At 70.2% G+C, this 22,668-nt stretch carries 17 protein-coding genes; 1 reads left to right on the plus strand and 16 read right to left on the minus strand.

Annotation, left to right across the window (positions count from 1 at the left end):
• Nucleotides 1-29 precede the first annotated feature (29 nt).
• From secG to uvrC, 8 genes are all read right to left on the minus strand, one after another.
• Entirely contained in the window at nucleotides 30-266 is a 237-nt protein-coding gene (gene secG / locus CDO52_RS18845; RefSeq protein ID WP_017618073.1) for a preprotein translocase subunit SecG, read from the minus strand.
• Between the two features lie 366 nt (nucleotides 267-632).
• Nucleotides 633-1,418 carry a triose-phosphate isomerase gene (gene tpiA, locus CDO52_RS18850; protein WP_017618072.1) on the minus strand — a complete coding sequence of 262 codons (786 nt, stop codon included), beginning with the start codon at nucleotides 1,416-1,418 and terminating at the stop codon, nucleotides 633-635.
• A gap of 46 nt (nucleotides 1,419-1,464) precedes the next feature.
• Nucleotides 1,465-2,652 (minus strand): phosphoglycerate kinase, encoded by a 1,188-nt coding sequence (locus tag CDO52_RS18855; protein ID WP_017618071.1) that lies wholly within the window; start codon nucleotides 2,650-2,652, stop codon nucleotides 1,465-1,467.
• Nucleotides 2,653-2,794: 142 nt separating this feature from the next.
• Nucleotides 2,795-3,799 (minus strand): type I glyceraldehyde-3-phosphate dehydrogenase, encoded by a 1,005-nt coding sequence (gene gap, locus CDO52_RS18860; RefSeq protein WP_017618070.1) that lies wholly within the window; start codon nucleotides 3,797-3,799, stop codon nucleotides 2,795-2,797.
• 371 nt (nucleotides 3,800-4,170) lie between these two features.
• Nucleotides 4,171-5,151 (minus strand): DNA-binding protein WhiA, encoded by a 981-nt coding sequence (gene whiA / locus CDO52_RS18865; RefSeq protein ID WP_094932582.1) that lies wholly within the window; start codon nucleotides 5,149-5,151, stop codon nucleotides 4,171-4,173.
• A gap of 386 nt (nucleotides 5,152-5,537) precedes the next feature.
• The gene (locus CDO52_RS18870; RefSeq protein ID WP_017618068.1) at nucleotides 5,538-6,557 is read right to left on the minus strand and encodes a gluconeogenesis factor YvcK family protein; all 1,020 of its coding nucleotides are present in this window, start codon (nucleotides 6,555-6,557) and stop codon (nucleotides 5,538-5,540) included.
• Nucleotides 6,558-6,815: 258 nt separating this feature from the next.
• Nucleotides 6,816-7,700: an RNase adapter RapZ gene (gene rapZ / locus CDO52_RS18875; protein ID WP_017618067.1), complete on the minus strand. Its 885-nt coding sequence runs from the start codon at nucleotides 7,698-7,700 to the stop codon at nucleotides 6,816-6,818.
• Between the two features lie 99 nt (nucleotides 7,701-7,799).
• Nucleotides 7,800-9,962, minus strand: coding sequence for an excinuclease ABC subunit UvrC (gene uvrC / locus CDO52_RS18880; RefSeq protein ID WP_083919793.1), 2,163 nt, complete (start codon nucleotides 9,960-9,962; stop codon nucleotides 7,800-7,802).
• Nucleotides 9,963-10,202: 240 nt separating this feature from the next.
• Here uvrC and CDO52_RS18885 point away from each other — a divergent pair, with 240 nt between their 5' ends.
• A complete protein-coding gene (locus tag CDO52_RS18885) occupies nucleotides 10,203-11,408 on the plus strand; it encodes a mechanosensitive ion channel family protein (RefSeq protein WP_017618065.1) in 1,206 nt (401 codons plus the stop codon).
• Nucleotides 11,409-11,529: 121 nt separating this feature from the next.
• Here CDO52_RS18885 and CDO52_RS18890 read toward each other — a convergent pair whose 3' ends face one another.
• The 8 genes from CDO52_RS18890 to CDO52_RS18925 all read right to left on the minus strand — a co-directional run bounded on the left by CDO52_RS18890 (nucleotide 11,530) and on the right by CDO52_RS18925 (nucleotide 22,569).
• Nucleotides 11,530-11,940 carry a Rieske (2Fe-2S) protein gene (locus CDO52_RS18890; RefSeq protein ID WP_026125678.1) on the minus strand — a complete coding sequence of 137 codons (411 nt, stop codon included), beginning with the start codon at nucleotides 11,938-11,940 and terminating at the stop codon, nucleotides 11,530-11,532.
• A gap of 128 nt (nucleotides 11,941-12,068) precedes the next feature.
• A complete protein-coding gene (locus tag CDO52_RS18895; protein ID WP_157745642.1) occupies nucleotides 12,069-12,683 on the minus strand; it encodes an RDD family protein in 615 nt (204 codons plus the stop codon).
• Between the two features lie 158 nt (nucleotides 12,684-12,841).
• Nucleotides 12,842-13,396: an RDD family protein gene (locus tag CDO52_RS18900; protein ID WP_017618062.1), complete on the minus strand. Its 555-nt coding sequence runs from the start codon at nucleotides 13,394-13,396 to the stop codon at nucleotides 12,842-12,844.
• A gap of 419 nt (nucleotides 13,397-13,815) precedes the next feature.
• Nucleotides 13,816-16,650 carry an excinuclease ABC subunit UvrA gene (gene uvrA, locus CDO52_RS18905; RefSeq protein WP_094932583.1) on the minus strand — a complete coding sequence of 945 codons (2,835 nt, stop codon included), beginning with the start codon at nucleotides 16,648-16,650 and terminating at the stop codon, nucleotides 13,816-13,818.
• A gap of 291 nt (nucleotides 16,651-16,941) precedes the next feature.
• The gene (locus CDO52_RS18910) at nucleotides 16,942-17,955 is read right to left on the minus strand and encodes a TerC family protein (RefSeq protein ID WP_017618061.1); all 1,014 of its coding nucleotides are present in this window, start codon (nucleotides 17,953-17,955) and stop codon (nucleotides 16,942-16,944) included.
• A gap of 486 nt (nucleotides 17,956-18,441) precedes the next feature.
• A complete protein-coding gene (locus CDO52_RS18915; RefSeq protein ID WP_017618060.1) occupies nucleotides 18,442-19,551 on the minus strand; it encodes a glycosyltransferase family 4 protein in 1,110 nt (369 codons plus the stop codon).
• A 5-nt stretch (nucleotides 19,552-19,556) separates the two neighbouring features.
• Nucleotides 19,557-21,218 (minus strand): murein biosynthesis integral membrane protein MurJ, encoded by a 1,662-nt coding sequence (murJ, locus tag CDO52_RS18920; RefSeq protein ID WP_017618059.1) that lies wholly within the window; start codon nucleotides 21,216-21,218, stop codon nucleotides 19,557-19,559.
• 310 nt (nucleotides 21,219-21,528) lie between these two features.
• Complete coding sequence (locus tag CDO52_RS18925) at nucleotides 21,529-22,569, minus strand: hypothetical protein (RefSeq protein WP_198345760.1); 1,041 nt, start codon at nucleotides 22,567-22,569, stop codon at nucleotides 21,529-21,531.
• Between the last annotated feature and the right edge of the window lie 99 nt (nucleotides 22,570-22,668).

The raw sequence follows: 22,668 nt of genomic DNA on the forward strand, positions 1-22,668 counted from the left end.
CGCCGTGCGGGCGCGAGGCGCGGACGGGCCTATACGCCCCGGTTGATGAGCAGACCGAGCACGACCACGCTCACGATCCAGATCAGACCTGTGGCGACTGTCAGCCGGTCGAGGTTGCGCTCCACCACCGACGATCCGCCCAGCGAAGAGGTCACACCGCCGCCGAACAGGTCGGAGAGGCCACCGCCCTTGCCCTTGTGGAGGAGCACCAGCAGGATCAGCAGCACGCTGCAGAGCATCACGACAATGGACAGACCGATGATCACGCTCTCACCCGTAACTCGACCCCGACGAGGGGGAATTGACGACCTAGATCCAACGACCGCAGGAGGGCCCCGCTGTGGCGGGGTCATGGGCCAGACGGAGGAGGGACCGGGGACGTTGCTCGATTTTACCGTGCGCCACAACGACACACGGACACTGCAGGAAAATACCTTCCGCGCAGTCTAACGCGCGCGGAGGACCGTTCCGTTCCGACAGCGGCCCAACGAACCGCGATTCGCTTCGCCGCTGGTCCGGCCGGTCGGGCCGATCACGTCACGGTCCAGCGACACGGCGCGGGCCCGCGCGCCAGGGTGCGGGCCCCACCGCGTCCACTGGTCATCCGTTCATAGCCGCTCAGCAGCGGTATATCACTTCTCCTCGCCGAGGCGGGCCAGTTTCACGAACTCCTCGGGCTTGAGGCTGGCGCCACCGACGAGCGCGCCGTCGACGTCGCTCTTGTCCATGATCCCGGCGATGTTGTCGGCCTTGACCGAGCCGCCGTACAGGATGCGCGTCTCGCGGGAGATCTCGGGCGTGTAGAGCTCGCCGATGCGCTGGCGCAGCGCCGCGCAGACCTCCTGCGCGTCATCGGGCGTGGCGACCTCGCCGGTGCCGATGGCCCAGACCGGCTCATAGGCGATGACCAGCCGGGCGGCCTGCTCGGCGGTGACGTCCTTCAGCGCGCCCTCGAGCTGGGCCAGGGTGTGGGCGACCTGGTTGCCGGCCTTGCGGACCTCCAGCCCCTCCCCCAGGCACAGGATCGGGGTGATGTCGTTGGCGAACGCCGCCTTGACCTTCGCGTTGACGATCGCGTCGTCCTCGTGGTGGTATTCGCGCCGCTCGGAGTGGCCGGCCAGGGCGTAGGAACAGCCGAGCTTGGCCAGCATCGCACCGGAGACCTCACCGGTGTAGGCGCCCTTGTCGTGCTCGGAGATGTCCTGGGCGCCGTAGCCGATCTTCAGCTTGTCGCCGTCGACCAGGGTCTGGACGGTCCGGAGGTTGGTGAACGGCGGGAGCACCACGACCTCGGCGGCGTCGAAGTCAGCGTCGTTCAGGGCGAACGCCAGCTTCTGCACGAGCGCGATCGACTCGAGGTGGTTGTTGTTGAGCTTCCAGTTGCCCGCGATCAGCGGTTTGCGCTTGGCGTTTGCCATGGTGTTTCGGTTTCCTCGACTGCGGTGGTGGGCGTCGGTCAGGTGATCAGTCGTCGAGCGCCTCGATGCCCGGCAGGCTCTTGCCCTCCAGGTACTCCAGGCTCGCGCCGCCGCCGGTCGAGATGTGCCCGAAGGCCTTCTCGTCGAAGCCGAGCGCGCGAACCGCGGCGGCGGAGTCGCCGCCACCGACGACCGTGAACGCGCCGGAGCCGATGAGCGCCTCGGCCAGGCCGCGGGTGCCGTGCGAATAGGGTTCCATCTCGAAGACGCCCATCGGGCCGTTCCAGAAGATGGTGCGGGCGTCGGCCAGCTTGGCGGCGAAGAGCTCGACGCTCTTCGGCCCGATGTCCAGGCCCATGCGGTCAGCGGGGATGGCGTCGGCGTCGACCGGGCCGTGCGGCGCGTCGGCGGAGAACGCCTCGGCGGCGACGACGTCGACCGGCAGCACGATCTCCACGCCCTTGTCCTGGGCCCGCTGCAGGTAGCCCTGGACCGTCTCGACCTGGTCGGACTCCAGCAGGCTGCTGCCGACCTCGTACCCGCGCGCCTTGAGGAAGGTGTAGACCATGCCGCCGCCAATGATCAGGCGGTCGGCGGTGTTGAGCAGGTTGTCGATGACGTCGAGCTTGTCGGAGACCTTGGCTCCGCCGAGAACGACGGCGTAGGGCCGCTCGGGGTCGACGGTCAGCCTGCGCAGCACCTCGACCTCGGCGAGCACCAGGCCGCCGACGGCGTGCGGAAGCCGCTGGGGCAGGTCGTAGACGCTGGCGTGCTTGCGGTGCACGGCGCCGAACCCGTCACCGATGTACAGGTCGGCGAGCCGGGCCAGGCGGTCGGCGAACGCGCCGCGCTCGGCGTCGTCCTTGCTGGTCTCCCCGGCCTCGAAGCGCAGGTTCTCCAGCAGCGCGACCTCGCCGTCGGCCAGCGCCGCGCTCACCGCGGCGGCGGACTCCCCGGAGGTGTCGGTCGCGAAGGCGACCTCGGTGCCGAGCAGCTCGCCGAGCCGGGCGGCGACGGGGCGCAGCGTGTACTTCGGGTCGGGTGCGCCCTTCGGCCGGCCGAGGTGGGCGGCGACGATGACGCGGGCGCCGCGCTCGCGCAGCTTGGCGATGGTGGGCAGAGCGGCGCGGATCCGGCCGTCGTCGGTGATGCGGTCACCGTCGAGCGGGACGTTGAGGTCGGCCCGGACGAACACGCGCTTGCCGGAAACGTCGAGGTCCTCGATCGTCCGCATGTGAGTCTCTCCATTCTTCCGCGGTGGTGGCTCGCGCGAAACCGCCCCGTACAGAACCGCCCTGTACATGGGAACGGTGGCGCCCCTCCTTCACGTCGAAGGGGCGCCACCCCGGTACTCACACGGCCGGACCCGGTGACGGTTACAGCTTGGAGCCGACCAGCTTGGCCAGGTCCACGAGGCGGTTGGAGTAGCCCCACTCGTTGTCGTACCAGCCGACGATCTTGACCGTGTTGCCGAAGGCCATGGTCAGGCCCGCGTCGAAGGTGCACGACGGGGAGGTGCCGACGATGTCGGAGGAGACGATCGGGTCCTCGGTGTAGGTCAGCACCTGCTTGAGCGGGCCCTCAGCGGCGGCCTTGAAGGCGGCGTTGACCTCGTCCGTGGTGACCTCGCGCTCCAGCTCGACCACCAGGTCGGTGACGGAGCCGTCCGGCACCGGGACGCGCATGGCGATGCCGTCCAGCTTGCCCTGGAGCTCCGGCAGCACCAGGGCGGTGGCCTTGGCGGCGCCCGTGGTGGTCGGGATGATGTTCTGCCCAGCGGCGCGCGCCCGACGCAGGTCCTTGTGCGGGAAGTCCAGGATGACCTGGTCGTTGGTGTACGCGTGGGTCGTGGTCATCAGACCCTTGACGATGCCGAAGTTGTCCAGCAGCGTCTTGGCCATCGGCGCCACACAGTTGGTGGTGCAGGAGGCGTTGGACAGGATGTGGTGCTGGGCGGGGTCGTACTTGTCGTCGTTCACGCCCATGACGACGGTCAGGTCTTCGCCCTTGGCCGGAGCGGAGATGATGACCTTCTTGGCACCGGCGTCGATGTGCTTCTTGGCGTCCTCGGCCTTGGTGAAGCGACCGGTGGACTCGATCACGACATCGACGCCGAGGTCGCTCCACGGCAGCTGGGCCGGGTCGCGCTCCTCGATGGCCTTGACCGAGGCGTTGCCGACGCGGATGGTGTCGCCGTCGACCGCGACGTCGCCGTCGAGGGTGCCCAGCACGGTGTCGTACTTGAGCAGGTGAGCGAGCGTGGCGTTGTCGGTGAGGTCGTTGACCGCGACGATCTCCACCTCGCTGCCGGCGGCCTGGGCCGCCCGCCAGAAGTTGCGGCCGATCCGGCCGAATCCGTTGACGCCTACACGGATGGTCACGGAACCAGTCTCCTCACTTGTTGCATGCTTTGACGATCGCCGCACCGACGAGGCATTAGTTGTACCGGCCCGGCGAAGATGCGCGCTGGGGTCGAAACCGAGCTTAGCGGAGTAGTGGCAGGTAGTGATGTCCGCCCTGCCTTCGACGACCTGCTGCCTTCAACGACCTGCTCCGCGAGCACCCCGACCATGGTGGCACCCTGGTCACGCAGAGGTCTATACCATTTTCCGAAGTTATCCGGACATCGTCGCCGTTCACATACGGCAACACCGGTTGGTATGCGACACCGGTTGCATGTGACGCCGGTTGGTATGTGACGCCATGTCCACGGGGCGGTCGGGCTCCGGCACCGGAGCATTCCGCCAGCGGCCTACGGCACCAGCATGTCCGGGGTCAGGTTGGCGTCGGTGCCGGGGATGCCGAGGTCGGAGGCGCGTTTGTCGGCCATGGCGAGCAGCCGCCGGATGCGGCCGGCGATCGCGTCCTTGGTCAGCGGCGGTGCGGACAGCTGGCCCAGCTCCTCCAGCGACGCCTGCTTGTGGGCCAGCCGCAGCTGCCCGGCCGCGACGAGGTGGTCGGGGGCCTCGTCGCCGAGGATCTCCAGTGCCCGCTCCACCCGGGCACCGGCGGCCACCGCCGCGCGGGCGCTGCGGCGCAGGTTGGCGTCGTCGAAGTTGGCCAGCCGGTTGGCGGTGGCCCGCACCTCGCGCCGCATCCGCCGTTCCTCCCAGGCCAGCACACTCTGGTGCGCGCCCAGCAGCGTGAGTAGCGCCCCGATGGAGTCACCGTCGCGCACGACAACACGGTCCACCCCGCGCACCTCGCGCGCCTTGGCGTGCACCTTCAACCGCCGCGCCGAGCCGACGAGGGCCAGGGCGGCCTCCGGGCCGGGGCAGGTGACCTCCAGCGACATCGAGCGCCCGGGCTCGGTCAGCGACCCGTGGGCGATGAACGCGCCGCGCCACGCCGACTCCGCATCGCACGACCCCCCGGCCACGACGTGCCGCGGCAGCCCGCGCACCGGCCGCCCGTTGTTGTCGATCAGCCCGGTCTGGCGGGCGAAACTCTCGCCGTCCTTGATCACCCGGACGACATAGCGGTTGCCCTTGCGCAGCCCGCTGGGGGCCAGGACGACGACCTCGGACTCGTGCCCGAACACCTCCGAGATGTCCTTGCGCAACCGGCGGGCGGCCGCCCCGGTGTCGAGCTCGGCCTCGATCACGATGCGTCCACCGACGAGGTGCAGACCGCCGGTGAACCGGAGGATCGTGGAGACCTCTGCCTTGCGACAGCATGGCTTGAGAACGGTCAGCCTGCTCAACTCGTCCTTCACCACACCGGTCATCGCCATAGATGCGGTCCTCCCCCTGGAATCCGTCGCGGTTCTCCCCCACGCCTGCGGGGTCCTCGCCATCGCGAGGCGGCCGCGATCGCCACAGGGGCGACGACTCACGCACGGTGGGTACGAACGCAGCGGCCTCGTACGCAGACTACTGGCCCACAGCCGGTTCGCCACTCCCCTGGCCGCGTGTCCGATCTCCCTGGTCGAACCGGCGAGTCGCGTTCTTCCCGCTTCCAACGATCTTGGTAGGAATAGGGCCGCCGCCCCGCCGGCCTCCGACCGCCATCGGACGGAACGCTCACCCGCCCGCCCGGTGACGGCTCCACACGACGGCCGATCCCCGCGGTGCGGCGGTGCCGCGTGGCGGGCGGGGAGCCGCCGATCGGCGGTTTCGGTCAGCCTCGAATGATGTCGTCGAAGGCGGCGGCGAGAAGCTCGTGGTCGTGGCGCGGCGACCCGTCGGGCGCGCCGACATCGGCCAGCACCAGGCGTCCGCCGAGCGCCTTGGCGGCCTCGGTCAGCCGCGTGGTGTCCTCCACCACACCCTGATCGGCCAACACCACGTCCACCCGCAGGTCCGGCGCGTGTGCGGCCAGCACCTCCAGGTAGGTCTCGGGCTGGAAGCCGTCGGTCTCGCCCCGCTGCGGCGACAGGTTGAGGGTCACGATCCGGCGCGCCGGGGTGGCCACCAGGGCTTCGGCCAGCTCGGGAACCAGCAGGTGCGGCAGCACGCTGGTGAACCAGGAGCCGGGGCCGAACACCACCCAGTCGGCTTCCCGGACCGCCTTGAGCGCCTGCGGGAAGGCGGGCGGGTTTTCCGGGATCAGCGAGATCGAGCGCACCCGGCCGCGCGTGCTGGCGCAGGCCACCTGGCCGCGCACGGTGGTCAGGTCATAGGGCCGCGTGGGATCGACGCCCTGCACCTCGGCGGCGATGTCCAGCGGTACCGACGACATGGGCAGCACACGTCCGTGCGCGCCGAGCAGCTGGCCCACCCAGTCGAGCCCGGCCACCGAGTCGCCGAGCAGCTCCCACAACGCGACGATGAGCAGATTGCCCACGGCGTGGCCGTGCAGCTCGCCCTCGGAGCGGAAGCGGTGCTGGATCACCTCACTCCAGGTGTGGCCCCACTCGTCGTCGCCGCACAGCGCGGCGAGAGCCATGCGCAGGTCGCCCGGTGGCAGCACGCCGAGCTCACGGCGCAGCCGACCACTCGACCCGCCGTCGTCGGCGACGGTGACCACCCCGGTGAGGTCGGTGGTCACGCGGCGCAGCGCCGACAGCGAGGCGTGCAACCCGTGGCCGCCGCCCAGGGCCACGACGCGCGGGGGGAGACCGTCCTCGGCGGAGTCCGCCGCCGGCCGGTCCGGGTCGGCGCGTCCGTCGTCGTCGCGCGCCTGCGTGTTGCCTGACATCAGTGCCGTGTACCTCGTACCTTTTCTTTCCCGCTTCTTGTCCGCGGTCCGCGCCCGAAGCAGGGTGCCCGCGCCGAACGTGTCGAAGAGCTCCGCGCCACCGAGGGTGAACGTGCCAATGCTAGGGATCCCGGCGCCCCTTGGCCATCCGGACTCGGCGGTGCGGCTTCGCGCCGCTGCTCTGCGCCCGCTTCTCCGCCGCTCCCCAGGGTCCACCGGCCGCCGGGGGATCGGCAGCACCCCTCGATCCTGGCCAGGTCACTCCCGGCCGAGGTCGCGATGGACCACGTGCACTTCGATCCCCTGCTCGCGCAGGCGCTCACCGAAGCGCTCCGCCATGGCGACACTGCGGTGCTTACCGCCGGTACACCCCACGGCGAACGTCATGTAGTGCTTGCCCTCCCGCTGGTATCCCGCGAGGATCAGGCGCAGGACCTCGGTGTAGGCGTCCAGCATCTCCTTGGCGCCGTCCTGGGCCAGGACGTATTCGCGCACCGGGGTGTCGCGCCCGTTCATCGGCCGCAGCTCGGGGATCCAGTGCGGGTTGGGCAGGAAGCGGCAGTCGAGGACCAGGTCGGCGTCGACGGGCAGGCCGTGCTTGAACCCGAACGAGACCACGTTCGCGCGCGGGCGCGCCTCCTCGGCCCCGCCGAAGAAGCCGATGACCTTCGCCTTGAGCTGGTGCACGTTGATCTGCGAGGTGTCGATGACCAGATCGGCCTCGCCCCGGATGGCGCGCAGGGTCTCGCGCTCGCGCGAGATGCCGTCGGTGAGCCGACCGTCCCCCTGCAACGGGTGCGGACGGCGCACGCTCTCGAATCTGCGGACCAGCTCGTCGTCGCCCGCCTCCAGGAACACCACGCGCGCGATGATGCCGCGGGAGCGCAGCTCCTCCACAGTGGACAGCAGGTCCTCGGTGAAGGCCATGCTCCGAACGTCGACGACCGCGGCGACGCGCGGGACCGCGCCCTGGGTACGCCCGGCGAGATCGATCATGGTCGGGAGCAGCCCCGGCGGGAGGTTGTCGACCACGAACCAGTCGAGGTCCTCCAGCGCCCGTGCGGCCGTGCTCCGACCCGCACCCGACATGCCCGTGACAATGACGATCTCGGGCGGGAGTTCCCCGCTGAGATTGTTCGTCATCCGTCCCCTCTCCCCCAATTCACGATTGGTCTCGCCACTGGTCCTCATTCACGCACGCCTCGTCGCGCGCCCGTGCGCCCCACGCTCGGGTCTCCGACGCTAGCCGCCCTCATTGTCCGGCGCGTTACGGCGCGGCTCACGCTCCGTGTCGTCTCCCCTGCCGGACACACCTGTGTCCGGGCCCGCCGCCTCGGTGGCGGTGGTCGTCGCCGCTCCGGTGTCTGTGCGGCTGTGGGCGCCGCTGTCTGTGCTGCTGTTCGTGCTGCTGTTCGTGCCGGTCAGCCGGTCGTGGATGGTCTGCGCCAGGCGCGGCCCGATGCCGGGCACCTCCGCGATCTGCTCGGTGTCGGCCGCCGCCAGCCGCTTCACCGACCCGAAGTGCTTGATCAGCGCGGAGCGCCGGGCCGGGCCCAGGCCCGGCAGGTCGTCCAGCGCGCTTCCGGTGAGCGCCTTGGCCCGCTTCTGCCGGTGGTAGGTGATCGCGAACCGGTGCGCCTCGTCGCGCACCCGCTGCAGCAGGTAGAGCCCCTCTCCGGCCCGCGGCAGGATGACCGGGTCCTCGTCGTCGGGCCGCCACACCTCTTCCAAGCGCTTGGCCAGCCCGCACACCGCGATGTCCTCGATGCCGAGCTCGTCCATGGCCTGCCGCGCGGCCCGCACCTGCGGGAGGCCGCCGTCCACCACGACCAGGTTAGGCGGGTAGGCGAACTTCCCGGGCTTGACCGCCGCACCCTCGCCGTCCTCCGGCGCCGTGCCCTCGCCTGTGGCGCCGTCGCCCATGCGGGCGACCTCGCCGTGGCGGCTGCTCTCCTCAAGGTAGCGGGTGAAGCGCCGTTTGATGACCTCGTGCATGGAGGCGACGTCGTTCTGCTCCTTGTCGCCCTTGCTCATACCGCGGACGCTGAAGCGCCGGTACTCCGGCTTGCGCGCCAGGCCGTCCTCGAAGACCACCATCGACGCCACGACGTGCTCGCCCATGAGGTTGGAGATGTCGTAGCACTCGATGCGCAGCGGCGCCTCGTCCAGGCCGAGCGCCTCCTGGATCTCGTTCAGCGCGCGGCTGCGGGTGGTGAGGTCGCCGGCGCGCTGTGTCTTGTGCCGGGCCAGCGCCTGCTCGGCGTTTTTCGCCACGGTCTCCAGCAGGTTCTTCTTGTCGCCGCGCTGGGGCACCCGCAGGTTCACGTTCGTGCCGCGGCGCTCGCTGAGCCAGGCGATGACCGCCTCCCGGTCGGCGGGCTCCGCCGACACCAGCACCTCGCGCGGAATCGCCGACTCGGGGCCGCCGGGCGCCTCGTCGTCGGTGGCGCCGCCGGCCCCCGCGCCGATGGTGCCGCCGTAGGTCTGGGCGAGGAAGCGCTCGACGAGTTCGCCGGTGCCGACGTCCTCGACCTTGTCGACCACCCAGCCGCGCTGGCCGCGGATGCGCCCGCCGCGCACGTAGAACACCTGGACCGCGGCCTCCAGCTGGTCCTCGGCGAACGCGATCACATCGCAGTCGGTGGCGTCGCCCAGCACCACGGCCTGCTTCTCCAGGGCGGTGCGCAGGGCCTCGATGTCGTCGCGGATGCGTGCGGCGCGCTCGTACTCCTGCTCGGCGGCGGCCTCCCGCATGCTCTGTTCGAGCCTCCGGATGAACCGGCCGGTGTCGCCCGCCATGAAGGCGCAGAAGTCCTCGGCCAACCGCCGGTGCTCCTCGGCCGAGACCCGGTCCACGCACGGCGCGGCGCACTTGCCGATGTAGCCGAGGAGGCAGGGGCGGCCACTGTTGCGGGCGCCGCGGAACACCCCGGCCGAGCAGGTGCGCACCGGGAAGACGCGGAGCAGCAGGTCGACGGTCTCCCGGATGGCCCAGGCGTGCCCGTAGGGGCCGAAGTAGCGCACCCCCTTGCGCTTGGCGCCGCGCATGACCTGCACGCGCGGGTACTCCTCGTTGAGGGTGACCGCGAGGTAGGGGTAGCTCTTGTCGTCGCGGTACTTGACGTTGAAGCGCGGGTCGTACTCCTTGATCCAGGAGTACTCCAGCTGCAGCGCCTCCACCTCGGTACCGACGACCGTCCAGTCGACGTCGGCGGCGGTGGAGACCATACTCTGCGTGCGCGGGTGCAGGGCGGCGAAGTCCTGGAAGTAGGAGGAGAGCCGGGCCCGCAGGTTCTTGGCCTTGCCGACGTAGATGACCCGGCCGTGCTCGTCCCGGAACCGGTACACCCCCGGGGAGGTCGGGATGGAACCGGGACTGGGGCGCAGATGGGAACGGGCAGCCATAGCCCCATTCTCGTGGGCGAGGGTGACATTCGGCCACCTGGCGGGGCGCCGGCCGCCCGATCGGCGTGTCCCGGGACCGGGCCGACCGCGGATCTAAGGTGGGAACTGCAGGCGGTGGCCAGCGAGCATGCGATGCCTCACCCGTCAAACGTCACGATTCGGTATCTCGATGGCCTAAGTTAGGCGTGGTACTTGCCGATTATTCCGTTTCTCTCACGTTCTCTAAGGGGGACCGTTTCCGTGGATGCCGCACAGTGGACCGTGATCGGCGTCTCCGTCGCGATCTCCGTCCTGCTCGTGACGGTGGTGCACTGGCTGCTCACCCATCAGCTGTCCAAGGTCTGGCAGGTGGCCCCGCTCCTGGTCCGGCGCTGCCGCTACTCCGCCTACGCCGCGGCCATCGTCGTCGGGGTGAACATCGCGCGGCCCGACAAGACCGAGATGAAGGACACCGCGCTCTACCCGGTGATCCAGCACGTGCTGGCGATCGCGATGATCATCACGCTGACGTGGCTCGCCATCACGATCGCCTACGCGATCACCGACAGCGTGCTGGAGCGGCTCTCGAACAGCAACGGGGACGCCGACCGCCGGGCCCGGCGGCTGCAGACCCAGGTGCGCCTGCTGCGCCGGATCGTCGCCACCGTCATCGCCGTCATCGCCACGGCCGCGGTGCTGTTCACCTTCGACTCGGTGAAGCTGCTCGGCGCCGGGCTGCTGACGTCCGCCGGACTGATAGGCATCGTCGCCGGTGTCGCCGCCCAGTCGACGCTGGGCAACCTCTTCGCCGGGCTGCAGCTGGCGTTCAGCGACTCGCTGCGGATCAACGACATCGTCGTGTTCGAGGGCAACTGGGGCCGGATCGAGGAGCTCAGCCTGACCAACGTCACGGTGCGGCTGTGGGACGAGCGGCGGCTCGTGGTGCCGGTCTCCCACTTCACCGGCAACGCGTTCGAGAACTGGACCAAGGAGAGCACCTCCATCACCGGCTGGGTGATGCTCCGAGTCGACTGGAGTATCCCGATCGAGCGGCTGCGCGCGGAGGTGGGCGACTTCGTCACCTCCCACCCCCTGTGGGACGGGCGCCGCTGGTCGCTGCAGGCCACCGACATCCTGGAGGGCGGCCTGGTCGAGCTGCGCGCCGTGGCCACCACCGCCGACTCCGACGCACGCTGGGACCTCTGCTGCGACCTGCGCGAGCACCTGATCTCCTTCATCACCACGCACTACCCGGACTCGCTCCCGCGCCGCCGGACCGAGTTCGTCTTCCGGGAAGGGGAGGAGGCCTACGCCGAGATCTTCCCCGACTCGGCCTTCCGGCGCGCCCGCGCTCGGTCCCACGGCACGGGCGGGGCTCCCGACGGATCGCTGCGGGAGGAGTCCTCGGAAGGGCCGGAGGGGTCACGACCCGACGGGTCTGATGACGGCGATGGGGACGGCACCTGAGCCTCCCCCTGTGTGCTTCCTGGTGAGAAAAACAGCGGCGGGGCGCCCCAAGGGGGCGCCCCGCCGCTGTTGTGATCGCACCTCGCGGGCACCGTCGCGGTACCGGGCGGGGACGGATGGCCTACTCGTCCTCGTCGAGCACGATGTCGGTCCCCTTCACGGTGACCCCGAACTTCTCCAGCGGCTCGGTGGCCGGGCCTTTGAGCACCTCACCCGTCGCGATGTCGAACTCGCTGCCGTGGCACAGGCAGTGGATGTTGTCGGCTTCGGTGACCTCCTGGATCGTGCATCCCGAGTGGGTGCACACGGCGCTGTAGGCCCGGAAGTCGCCCTTCTTCGGCTGGGTGATGACGAGCTTGTCGCGGACGATGACCTTGCCGCTGCCCTCGGGGATGTCCGTCGTCTGCGCGACCACCGTCCCCCGCACCGCGTCCTGCGGCTTGGGACGGCCTTCGGCGCTCGAGCACGCGCTCGCCCCTACTACGGCGGCCCCCGCGGCCCCCGCCGCGCCGAACAGCCGTCTCCGGCTCATTCCGCACGCACACGTCGCCCCCGCGTCCATCGCGCGGCTCCCTTCGATCGAACCCAGAAAAGCACTACATAGCGTAGTACTACTTTGGTGCGGACTGACCACCGGGTACGCGATGCGACGCAAGCTGGTCAGGCGGTGTGCACCACAATCGTGCGCGCGACCCTGTCGTGAATCCCCTGGGGGTAAGGGCGCGCCCGCAGCGGCCACAGCGCACAGAAGACCAGGAACAGGATGCTGACCACCCAGTTCCAGCCGGGGATCCACCAGAACAGCACCCACAGGTGGAACACGGCGGCGCGGGCGACGATCGAGGTGATGGCGATGGGACCCGGACGGCCCTCTCCGTCCTGGGGCGCCACTTCGAGGCCGAGCAGCTTCTTGCCGACGGTGCGGCGCTTGCGCGCCACATTCACCGCGTCGTAGACCACCAGGATGAGGTAGTAGCAGACACAGAAGATGATGAAGAAGTTCTGCGCCTTCGCGCTGCCGCCGAGCGCCAGCGCACCGAACCACACCAAGCCGACGATCGCGGCCACGATGGCGGCCGGGATCATCACCAGGACGACGTCGACGAGCCGCGCGCCCGCACGCCGCAGCCACGCGGCCGGTGGGCGCGGCGGTTCGGACTGGGGTCCCGCGCCCGGGCCCGCCACGCCGGGACCGAGGTAGGGCGGAGGCGCGCCGTAAGGGCTTCCGGGTGCCGCCCCGACGGAGTACCCGCGTCCTCCGGGAACCCCGGGCACGCCTGCCCCCTCGGGTGGCCCACCGGGTGTGCCGGAAGCGCCAGGACCGGGGCCGGGCACCGCGCCCTCATTCCACGGCGGCGGAGGTTGGTTCATCTGAGCTGGGACCCTCTCGGCTGGGGCTGATCGGGGCGGTGATGGGCGTCAAAACGCCCGTATCAGACGTCATCCGACGATACCGGCCGCTCGCGCGTGGTCACCACTTCGGTACCGCCGATGCGATCGTGCAGTCCCCTGCCCCGCGGCTGGTCGAGGAACGCCGATGTGACCGCGTAGATGGACACGCCCAGTGCCAGCAGGCCGATGATCGGGATGAAGTTGAGCAGCACCGACAGGTAGAGGACGGTGGAACGCTTCAGTACGCCCAGGGCATCGGGCAGTCCGCCGCCGCTCCCCGTCTCCTCGTCCACGGCCGCGACGATGCGCAGGCGACAGAAGAGCTTGCCCGGCGTGGCGCCGTACAGCGCGGTGAAGGAGACCTCGTACCCCGCGTAGAGCACGAACAGGAGGAGGGAGGTGACCAGCGAGGCCAACAACTCCTTGAGCAGGGTCTCGGTGCCGACCGGTACCTCGTAGGAGACCGCGGCGCTGACGACCAGTCCGATGGCGCCGACGATCACCAGGTCGATCGCCCGCGCGAGCACCCGCATGCCCATTCCGGCCGGTACCTGGACGCCGGCACCGGGCTCCCCGGAGAGGGCGTCGTTCATCATCTCCTCGATTCCAGGCGTTCCGACACCGGAAGCGTCGGCCCCGACAGTGTTACCGAACAGCGTTGTTACCCGACACAGCGTTTGCTCACGGCGGTGCTTGCTCACGGCGGTGCTTGCTCACAACTGTGCTGACTTCACAACAGTGCCTGCTTTACCACAGTGCTTGCTTCATCACGGTGCCTGCGCACATGAGTGCTTGCCTCACGACAGCGCTGGCCCATGACACGGCTGGCCAGCGACGTGCCAGCCAATAACGTGTTGGCCGATAACGTGCCGGCCCGGCGAATGCCAGCCCGGGCAGTGCCGACCCACGCACTCCCCACCCGGCCGCAACCGTTCCGGTCAGTATCTTCCCAGGCCGATCGCGCCCCAGGCAGTGGAGATTCCGTGTCCCACCCTAGTCCGTGAAACCGTCGCGGCTAGAGCATCTTGCCGAGGAACTGCCCGGTGTAGGAGTCGTTGACCGCGGCGACCTGCTCGGGGGTGCCGGTAGCGACGACCGTGCCGCCCCGGGCACCGCCCTCGGGTCCCATGTCGATGATGTAGTCGGCGGTCTTGATGACGTCGAGGTTGTGCTCGATGACGATGACGGTGTTCCCGCTGTCGGCCAGCCGGTTGAGCACGCCGAGCAGCTTGCGGATGTCCTCGAAGTGCAGGCCGGTGGTGGGCTCGTCCAGCACGTAGACGGTCCGCCCCGTGGAGCGGCGCTGCAGCTCCGAGGCGAGCTTCACGCGCTGGGCCTCGCCACCGGAGAGCGTGGTCGCGGGCTGACCCAGCCGCACGTAGCCCAGTCCGACGTCGTTCAGGGTCTGCATGTGCCGACGGATCGCGGAGATCGGCTCGAAGAACTCCAGCGCCTCCTCGATCGGCATGTTGAGCACCTCGGAGATGGTCTTGCCCTTGTAGTGGACGTCCAGCGTCTCGCGGTTGTAGCGCGCCCCGTGGCACACCTCGCAGGGGACGTAGACGTCGGGCAGGAACTGCATCTCGATCTTGATGGTGCCGTCGCCCGCGCACGCCTCGCAGCGACCGCCCTTGATGTTGAAGGAGAAGCGGCCCGGCTGGTAGCCGCGCATCTTCGCCTCGGTGGTCTGCGCGAAGAGCTTGCGGATGTGGTCGAAGACCCCGGTGTAGGTGGCGGGGTTGGACCTCGGTGTGCGGCCGATGGGGCTCTGGTCGACGTGCACGATCTTGTCGACCTGGTTGAGCCCGTTGACCCTGGTGTGCCGTCCCGGCACCGAGCGGGCGCCCTGCAGCTCCTTGGCCAGTGCCTTGTAGAGGATCTCGTTGACGAGGGTGGACTTCCCGGACCCGGAGACCCCGGTGACGGCCGTGAACACGCCGAGCGGGAACGCGACGTCGATGTTGTGCAGGTTGTTCTCGCGGGCGCCCCTGACCACCAGCTCTCGGCCCTTGGGGACGGGGCGGCGATCGGTGGGAACCTCGATCGCCCGCCGACCCGAGAGGTAGTCGCCGGTGGCGGAGTCCGTGCTGGACAGCAGGTCCTCCACGGGACCGGAGACGACGATCTTGCCGCCGTGCTCCCCCGCTCCGGGGCCGATGTCGACGACCCAGTCGGAGGCGCGGATGGTGTCCTCGTCGTGCTCCACCACGATGAGGGTGTTCCCGATGTCGCGGAGCCGCTGCAGCGTCTCCAGCAGCCGGAAGTTGTCGCGCTGGTGCAGGCCGATGGACGGCTCGTCGAGCACGTAGAGGACACCGACCAGGCCGGAGCCGATCTGGGTGGCCAGACGGATGCGCTGTGCCTCACCGCCCGACAGCGAGCCGGAGGGGCGCTCCAGGTTGAGGTAGTCGAGCCCGACGTCGAGCAGGAAGCCCAGGCGGGCGTTGATCTCCTTGAGTACCTGTGCGGCGATGACCTGGTCGCGCTCGCTCAACCTGAGGTCGCGCAGGAACTGGGCGCACTCGTTCAGCGGCATGGCACTGACCTCGGAGATCGAGGCGCCGCCGACGGTCACCGCCAGCACCACCGGCTTGAGCCGCTGGCCGTCACAGGCGGGGCAGTGCACGGTGCGCATGTACCCCTCGAGGCGCTCGCGGCCGTAGTCGCTCTCGCTCTCGGAGTGGCGGCGCTTCACCCACGGGATGACGCCCTCGAAGTCGGTGTAGTAGGAGCGGGTGCGCCCGTAGCGGTTGCGGTAGCGCACGTTCACCTGGGTGTCGTGGCCCTCCAGCAGCGCCTTGCGGGCGGCTCTGGGCAGCCGCTCCCAGGGAGTGTCGAGGTCGAAGCCGATGGCATCGCCGACGGCCTGCATGAGGCGCCCGAAGTACTCGGTGGCGTGCCCGCCCGACCAGGGGGCGATGGCGCCCTCGCTGAGCGCCTTGGCGGGGTCCGGGATGAGCAGTTCGGGGTCGACCTCCATACGGGTGCCGAGCCCGGCGCACTCGGGGCAGGCGCCGTAGGGCGAGTTGAAGGAGAAGGAGCGCGGCTCCAGCTCCTCGAAGGAGAGGTCGTCGTAGGGGCAGAACAGGTGCTCGGAGAAGACCTTCTCGCGCTCGGGGTCGTCGGCGGGCAGGTCGACGAAGTCGAGCACGATGGTGCCGCCCGCCAGTTGGAGCGCGGTCTCGATGGAGTCGGTGAGGCGCTTCTTCGCCGACTCCTTGACCGTGAGGCGGTCGACGACGACGGAGATGTCGTGCTTCTCCTGCTTCTTCAGGGTGGGCGCCTCGTCCAACCGCACCATCGCGCCGTCGACCATGGCCCGGGTGAAGCCCTTGGACTGCAGGTCCTTGAAGAGTTCGGTGTACTCGCCCTTCCGTCCGCGCACGACCGGCGCGAGCACCTGGAAGCGGGTCCCCTCGGTGAGCTCCAGGACGCGGTCGACGATCTGCTGCGGGGTCTGCCGGGCGATCTCCCTGCCGCACTCGGGGCAGTGCGGCACGCCGATGCGCGCCCACAGCAGTCGCAGGTAGTCGTAGACCTCGGTGATGGTGCCGACCGTGGAGCGGGGGTTGCGGCTGGTCGACTTCTGGTCGATGGAGACCGCCGGGGACAGGCCCTCGATGAAGTCGACGTCGGGCTTGTCCATCTGGCCGAGGAACTGCCGGGCATAGGCCGAAAGCGATTCCACGTAGCGGCGCTGCCCCTCAGCGAAGATCGTGTCGAACGCCAGCGATGACTTGCCCGATCCGGACAGGCCGGTGAACACGATCATCGCGTCGCGCGGAAGATCCAGTGAGACATCCTTGAGGTTATGCTCCCGGGCGCCCCGGATCACCAGCTGCTCGGCCATGTTCTTGCTTCAGCCCCCTCGGCATCGGCGCGCGGTTCGGGCGGTGGAGAACACACCGGCCCCGGTCTCAGGCACCGCACGGAATATGGCCCACCGGAGCGCAGCGGCGCGACGAGGGCACGCCGGAGGCCGCGGCGATGGACCTTTAACGGTAACGACTTCGGCGGGCGGAAACTTCCGCCCGGGGGAAACGCGTGATGCCCGCCCGGATCACCGGCGGGCATCACCACTATAGACGAACATTCGTTCGAAGGAAGGCCATTCGGGGGGTCATTTGGCGTCGGTGCCGCGTCACTCCGACGCGACGCCGCGCTCGGCTTCGAGCTCCTTCTCCCCGGTTCGGCCACCGCCGCCCGACCACAGCAGGCTCGCCACGATGGTGACGGTCATCACGCCGATGATCACCACCAACGACGTACCCGTGGAGATCTCCGGGACGGCGAAGCCGTTCTCGTGCAGCGCGTGCAGGATCATCTTGACGCCGATGAACACCATGATCGCGGCCAGGCCCCAGCTGATGTAGGACAGGCGGTCCATCAGCCCGGCCAGCAGGAAGTAGAGCTGCCGCAGCCCGAGGAGGGCGAAGGCGTTGGCGGTGAAGACGATGTAGGGGTCCTTGGTGAGGCCGAAGATCGCCGGGATGGAGTCGACCGCGAAGACCAGGTCGGTGACACCGATCGCGACGATGACCATGAGCATCGGGGTGACGTGGCGACGCCCGTTGAGCCGCACCGTCATGTGCGAGCCGTGGTAGTCGTCGGCCACCGGCCAGACCTTCTTGACCATGCGCACCGCGAAGCTGTCGGTGTAGTCGGCGTCCTCGTCGTTGCTGAGGTGGTCGTGGACGATCTTCACGGCCGTGTAGATGAGGAAGGCGCCGAAGACGTAGAAGACCTCGCTCCAGGCGTTGATGGCCTGGGCGCCGATGGCGATGAAGAAGCCGCGCATGACCAGCGCGATCACGATCCCGACGAGCAGCACCTCGTGCTGGTACCGCCGGGGTACCGCGAACCCGCCGATGATCAGGTAGAAGACGAAGAGGTTGTCGACGCTGAGGCTCTTCTCGGTGATGAAACCGGCGAAGTACTCACCGGCCACCGTGGCCCCACCGAAGTACCAGAGGCCGAACCCGAAGAGGATCGCGATGCCGACGTAGAAGGCGGCCCACCACGCCGCCTGCTTCATACCGAACTCGCGCGGCCCGCTCTTCTTGCTCCAGGGATGGTCGACGATCGCGAGATCGATCAACAGGATGGCGGCCATCGCGCCGATCGTCGCGATCCACACCCACAGGGGAACATCCATCGGGGTACTCCTCCGGTCGCACTGCCCGAAGCCGAGACTCCGCGCATGCCAGTTAACCGGAGGTCTCTCCCGCCCACACGGCACCACGCCGAGTCAACAGCGTGGAAAGGTGGACCGACGGCACCGGGAGCGCATCCTTGCGATCCGTGATGACGACACCGCCGCGAAGGGATACTCCCCTCACCTGTCTTCAACGATCCGGACACCGGGCGCATTACCGCCGGATCCGGGAGCTGACGTCCATCATGCCATCTCTTGGCAGTGCTGAGGACCACCCCTGACGGAAATTCGACGGGTCCTCCCCGTTCCTCCCGCCGTCCTCCCGCCATGCGGAGATCGCAGCTCGCGCCCTCTCCGGCGTGTCCACGACGTGGTCAGGCCGTTGGCTTTCCCCGGACTTCCAGCTGCAGGAAGCGCGGCAGAGACCCGCGGTGCCGCTAGCCTGTCCACCCTCCGGTCGTTCAATGTTCACCAACACATCAACATTCACCGACCCGTCAACGACGCGTAGATCCCGTCCACCTGACGCAGTGTGTCCTCCACAGTGGGCAGCCGTTCCGCGGCCCGCGCCGCGTCCGCGCGCATCTTCGCGGCCAGCCCCGGATCGCCGAGCACCCGCGTCGCTCCGTCGGCCAGCGCCACCGCGTCGCCCGGCGGCACCAGCAGTGCGACATCCTCATACAGGTCCGGGATGCCCCCGACGCGCGTGGCCACGACGGGCAGTCCGGCGCGCAGCGCCTCCATGATGACCAGCGAGGGTCCCTCCCAGAGGGAGGGCAGGACGAACATGTCGGCCGCCGCGAGCAGGTCGGGGATGTCCGACCGGTGCCCGAGCAGCCGGACGGGCAGGTCCTCGGCGTCGATCCGCTGGGACAGCGCCTCGCGCAGCGGCCCGTCGCCCGCGACGGCGATGAGCGGCGGCTCCGCCCCGGCGGCGCGCGCGGCCGGTTCGTCGGGACCGGCCGAGATCATCGATGCCGCGTCCAGCAGCACCTCCAGTCCCTTCTGCGCGGCGAGCCGGGCCACCACCAGCAGCAGCGGCCGAGCATCGGAGATACCGAGCCCGGCCCGGACCTGCGCGCGCGATGTGCGGGCCGCGGGCATCGGCGGCGCGGTGACCACGGCGGGCAGGACCCGGCGCGCACCGCGGGAGCGCATCCGGTCCACCAGGTCGCTCGACACCCCCAGCACGACGTCCGCGCGTCGGGCCACGACACGTTCCAGGGCGGGGAACACCAGGGCGCGCGGCCCGCTCAGCTCCGGCGGCGCGTTGTGCACGGTGACCACCAGCGGGGCGGCCCCGGCGAGAGCGCACAGCGCGCCGGCGCGGATGCCGTGGGCGTGCACGACATCGGCACGCGCCAGCAGTCCACTGAGCTTGGCGGCCGCGACCACATCGGTTCCAGGGCGCGGCAGCGCGCCGATGTCGACGGCTGCGAAGCGCGCGCCGGTGGCCGCGAAGCCGAAGTGCTCTCCGGTTTCCGGCGGCCCGATCACCGCCACCCGGTGCCCGCGGGCGACCAGCCCCTCGCTCAGCGAGCGGACGTGGTTGCCCACGCCCCCGCTGCTGGTGCCGATCACCAGCGCGACCCGCATTCCGCTCACCTGCCCTCACCCTTCATCTCATCATCGTCATGCGGTGGCCGCCCCTCGTCGTCCTCCGCTCGGGCCGCGGCCGTTCCCCGCGTCAACGCGGACCTCACGGCGCGGCCGTCGATCACCAGCGCCGCCGCGCCGAAGACGACGACCGCGACTCCTCCCCCGGCCAGCGCCGCGATGGCGTCCCCCCACGCCCCGTCCGGAGCGAACAGCCCCGACACCGCCGCTCCGGAGGGGTACCCCGCGGCCGCGCCGATGACCACCGCCAGCAGTCCCCGCCCCAGCCCGGCGAAGGCCGCCCGCCCGTGTGCGCGCAGTGTCGCGACGACCAGCAGCACGGCGGCCAGCGTCAGTCCGAAGGAGGTACCGGTACCGAGTGCCGCCACCGTCCAGTCAGCGGGCAGCACCCCGACCAGCGCCACGTTTCCCACCATGACCGCGAGCCATCCGGCCACCTGGGCCAGCGCGGCCTCCCGGCCGTGCCGGGAGGCGTACAGCGCCCGGCTCAACAGCGCGACCAGACCGAAACCGACGATGCCCGGCGCATAGCAGAGCAGCGCGCGCTGGAGGGGGAGCGGATCGTCCTGGGCGAACAGTGCGCCCACGGGCCCCGCGGCGGCGGCCAGGGCGGTGGCCAGGCCGGCCGTGATGATCACCGACGCACGGGCACTCCCGGCCAGCACCCGGTCGAACCCGAGCTGGTCGCGCTCCCCGTGACGTACGGCGAGCGTGGTGAACGCGCTGGTCGCGATGGGGACCGCGATGATCCCGTAGGGCAGGGTGAACAGCACCCAGGCATAGTTGTTGAGCACGATCGCACCGGACCCCCCGCCCCGGTTGGCGAGGGCGGCCGCCAGCAACAGGCTGACCTGCATGGCCACCAGCGGCAGCAGCGCGGCGGCGGCCAGCGATCGGACCTTCCGCCCCACGCCGGGCGGGAACGCCAGCCGAGGGCGCAGGCCGAGACGCAGCCGCATGGTCGGGAAGAGCGCGGTGACAAAGAGCATGGCGACACCGGCGGTGGTCCCGACCGACAGCGTCAGCTCCGCGTTCAGCGGCAGGTGGGCGAGGTCGTCGGTGTAGGCGCCGCCCTGCGGCCGGAACGCGACGTAGGCGGCCATCACCACGAGGCTGGAGACGAGGGGGGCGAGCGCCGGGGCGAAGAAGCGCCGGTGTGCCTGCAGGATTCCGTAGAGCACGGCGGCGAGCCCGTAGAACAGGATCTGCGGCGCGAAGACCACCAGGAATCGCACGGCCAGCCGGACCAGTTCGGCGCGGTCGCACCCCTCCCCCGGCCCCAACATGACCGACATGGCCGGAACGGCGACCGCGGCGAGCAGCACGCTGAGCGGTACCGCGATGACGACCACCCACGTCACCAGCGCCGAAGCCGTGTGCCGCACGTGCTCGCCATCGCCCCGGTCCGCGTCGGCCGCCAAGACCGGCACCACCATCCCCGCGAGCGCGCCGCCGATGACGATCTCGAACAGGATGGTGGGCAGCATGTTCGCGGTGACATAGGCCGTGCCGAGACAGTTGTCCCCCACCGTCTGCGAGAAGACCACGGTCCGGGCGAACCCGGCCACACGCGCGAACGCCGTGACGACAGCGATCAGCGCCGCCGCGCCGGCTACCCCCGCCCACAGGCGCCGTCTCAGCCGCATGGCCGCACCGGATCCTGACCGCGGGGCGAGGCTGGGATGGAACGTCCGCCGCAGCGTGTTCGGTGATCTCCGCCCCGGCGGGGATCACCGCGGCCGCGTGAAGCGAACCGGGCACCATCCGCTACAAGCCCCGCATTCGTGGGGAGCGGTCGGTGCGCGTGTGTCGGTGCGGCGATCGGCCGGGTCGGCCCCCGCGTGTGCGTAGAACCGACGCGGACGCGGAGCCGCCCTCCCATCGGCCGGGCACGCGGGCGTGAGGTGCGAGGGCGGGCGTTGCGGGTGCGGTCGCTCGGACGTGGTGCGGAGCGTCTCACGTCCGGTCCGGTCCTCCGTTGCTGTGGCGACGGGTCGTTTGGAGGCTCTGTTGGGCCGGGACGGTGATCGGCGGAGTGTCCTTCCCATCCGAGGGGCGGACGCCGCTGCGGTGGTCTGCTCCGGTTGCCGTGTCCGGTGCCTGCGGCCCCGGAGCGGGGCGTCGGCCCACGTCGTCCAGGGCCCGCAGCGGCGGGGTGGCACTGATGACCTTGCTGAAGCTGACGAACTCGCTGGCCAGCGTCAGGCCCACGACGGCGCCGAGCATCCCCACCCGTGCCGGGCGTGGCAGTGCGGCCGCCGCCGAGACGCCGAGGACGGCGCCGAGCGCGTTCGCTCCCGCGTCGCCCATCATGGCACGTTCCCCCAGGTCCTCCGGGAGCAGTGCCGCGGTGGCGCCGAGCACCGGACCGACGGCCCCGGCGGCCGGGCCGGCCAGTGCCGGGAAGCCCGCGATCAGGCCGACCTTGGCTGCACGGCCCGGACGCAGGTCGAACAGGTTGAGGAGGTTGGCGGAGCCCGCGATCAGCGCACCGTTGACCAGCGCGTCGACCGGCCGACGCTCCACCATCGCGCCGGCGAGCAGGCCGGTCAGGCCGATCCCCGCCACTTTGACCGCGCCCGTGGTGACCTCGCCGCGCGCCAGCGCGCCCAGATGGCCCTTGAACCCGCGTGCGCTGGAGGACCCCGAGATGTCGTCGTAGGCGCCGAAGCCCGCGGCCCCGGTGGCGGCGGTGACGGTGGCCATGCGCAGCCGTCCGGGTACACCCGGCGTCAGGAGGGCCGCGGCGCACGTCCCGGCAGCGAGAGCGGGGCCTTCCAGCAGGGTGACCTTTTCGCCGCGGAAATTGGTACGAGCCCACAGGTCGCGCGAGGGACCGGATCCGAGAAACACGTCGTCGACCGAGTCGCCGCGGGGTGCCTGGGTCGCGCGGGTGAAGGCCGTCCGCGCGGCGATGGCACCGAGGGCGGCACCGGCCAGTCCCCGGCACAGGGACCGGCCGCGGCTCACACGTCGGGTGCGGCGAGGGAAAACCATGAGCTCGCTCCGATTCTTCGTCGTCGATTCGTCATCGGACCGTCGGTCGGGCGGCCTGTGGACGGCCGCGCGCGGTGGAGGCCCTCGGAAACGTTCTTC

This window comes from Nocardiopsis gilva YIM 90087, assembly GCF_002263495.1.
Classification (GTDB): domain Bacteria; phylum Actinomycetota; class Actinomycetes; order Streptosporangiales; family Streptosporangiaceae; genus Nocardiopsis_C; species Nocardiopsis_C gilva.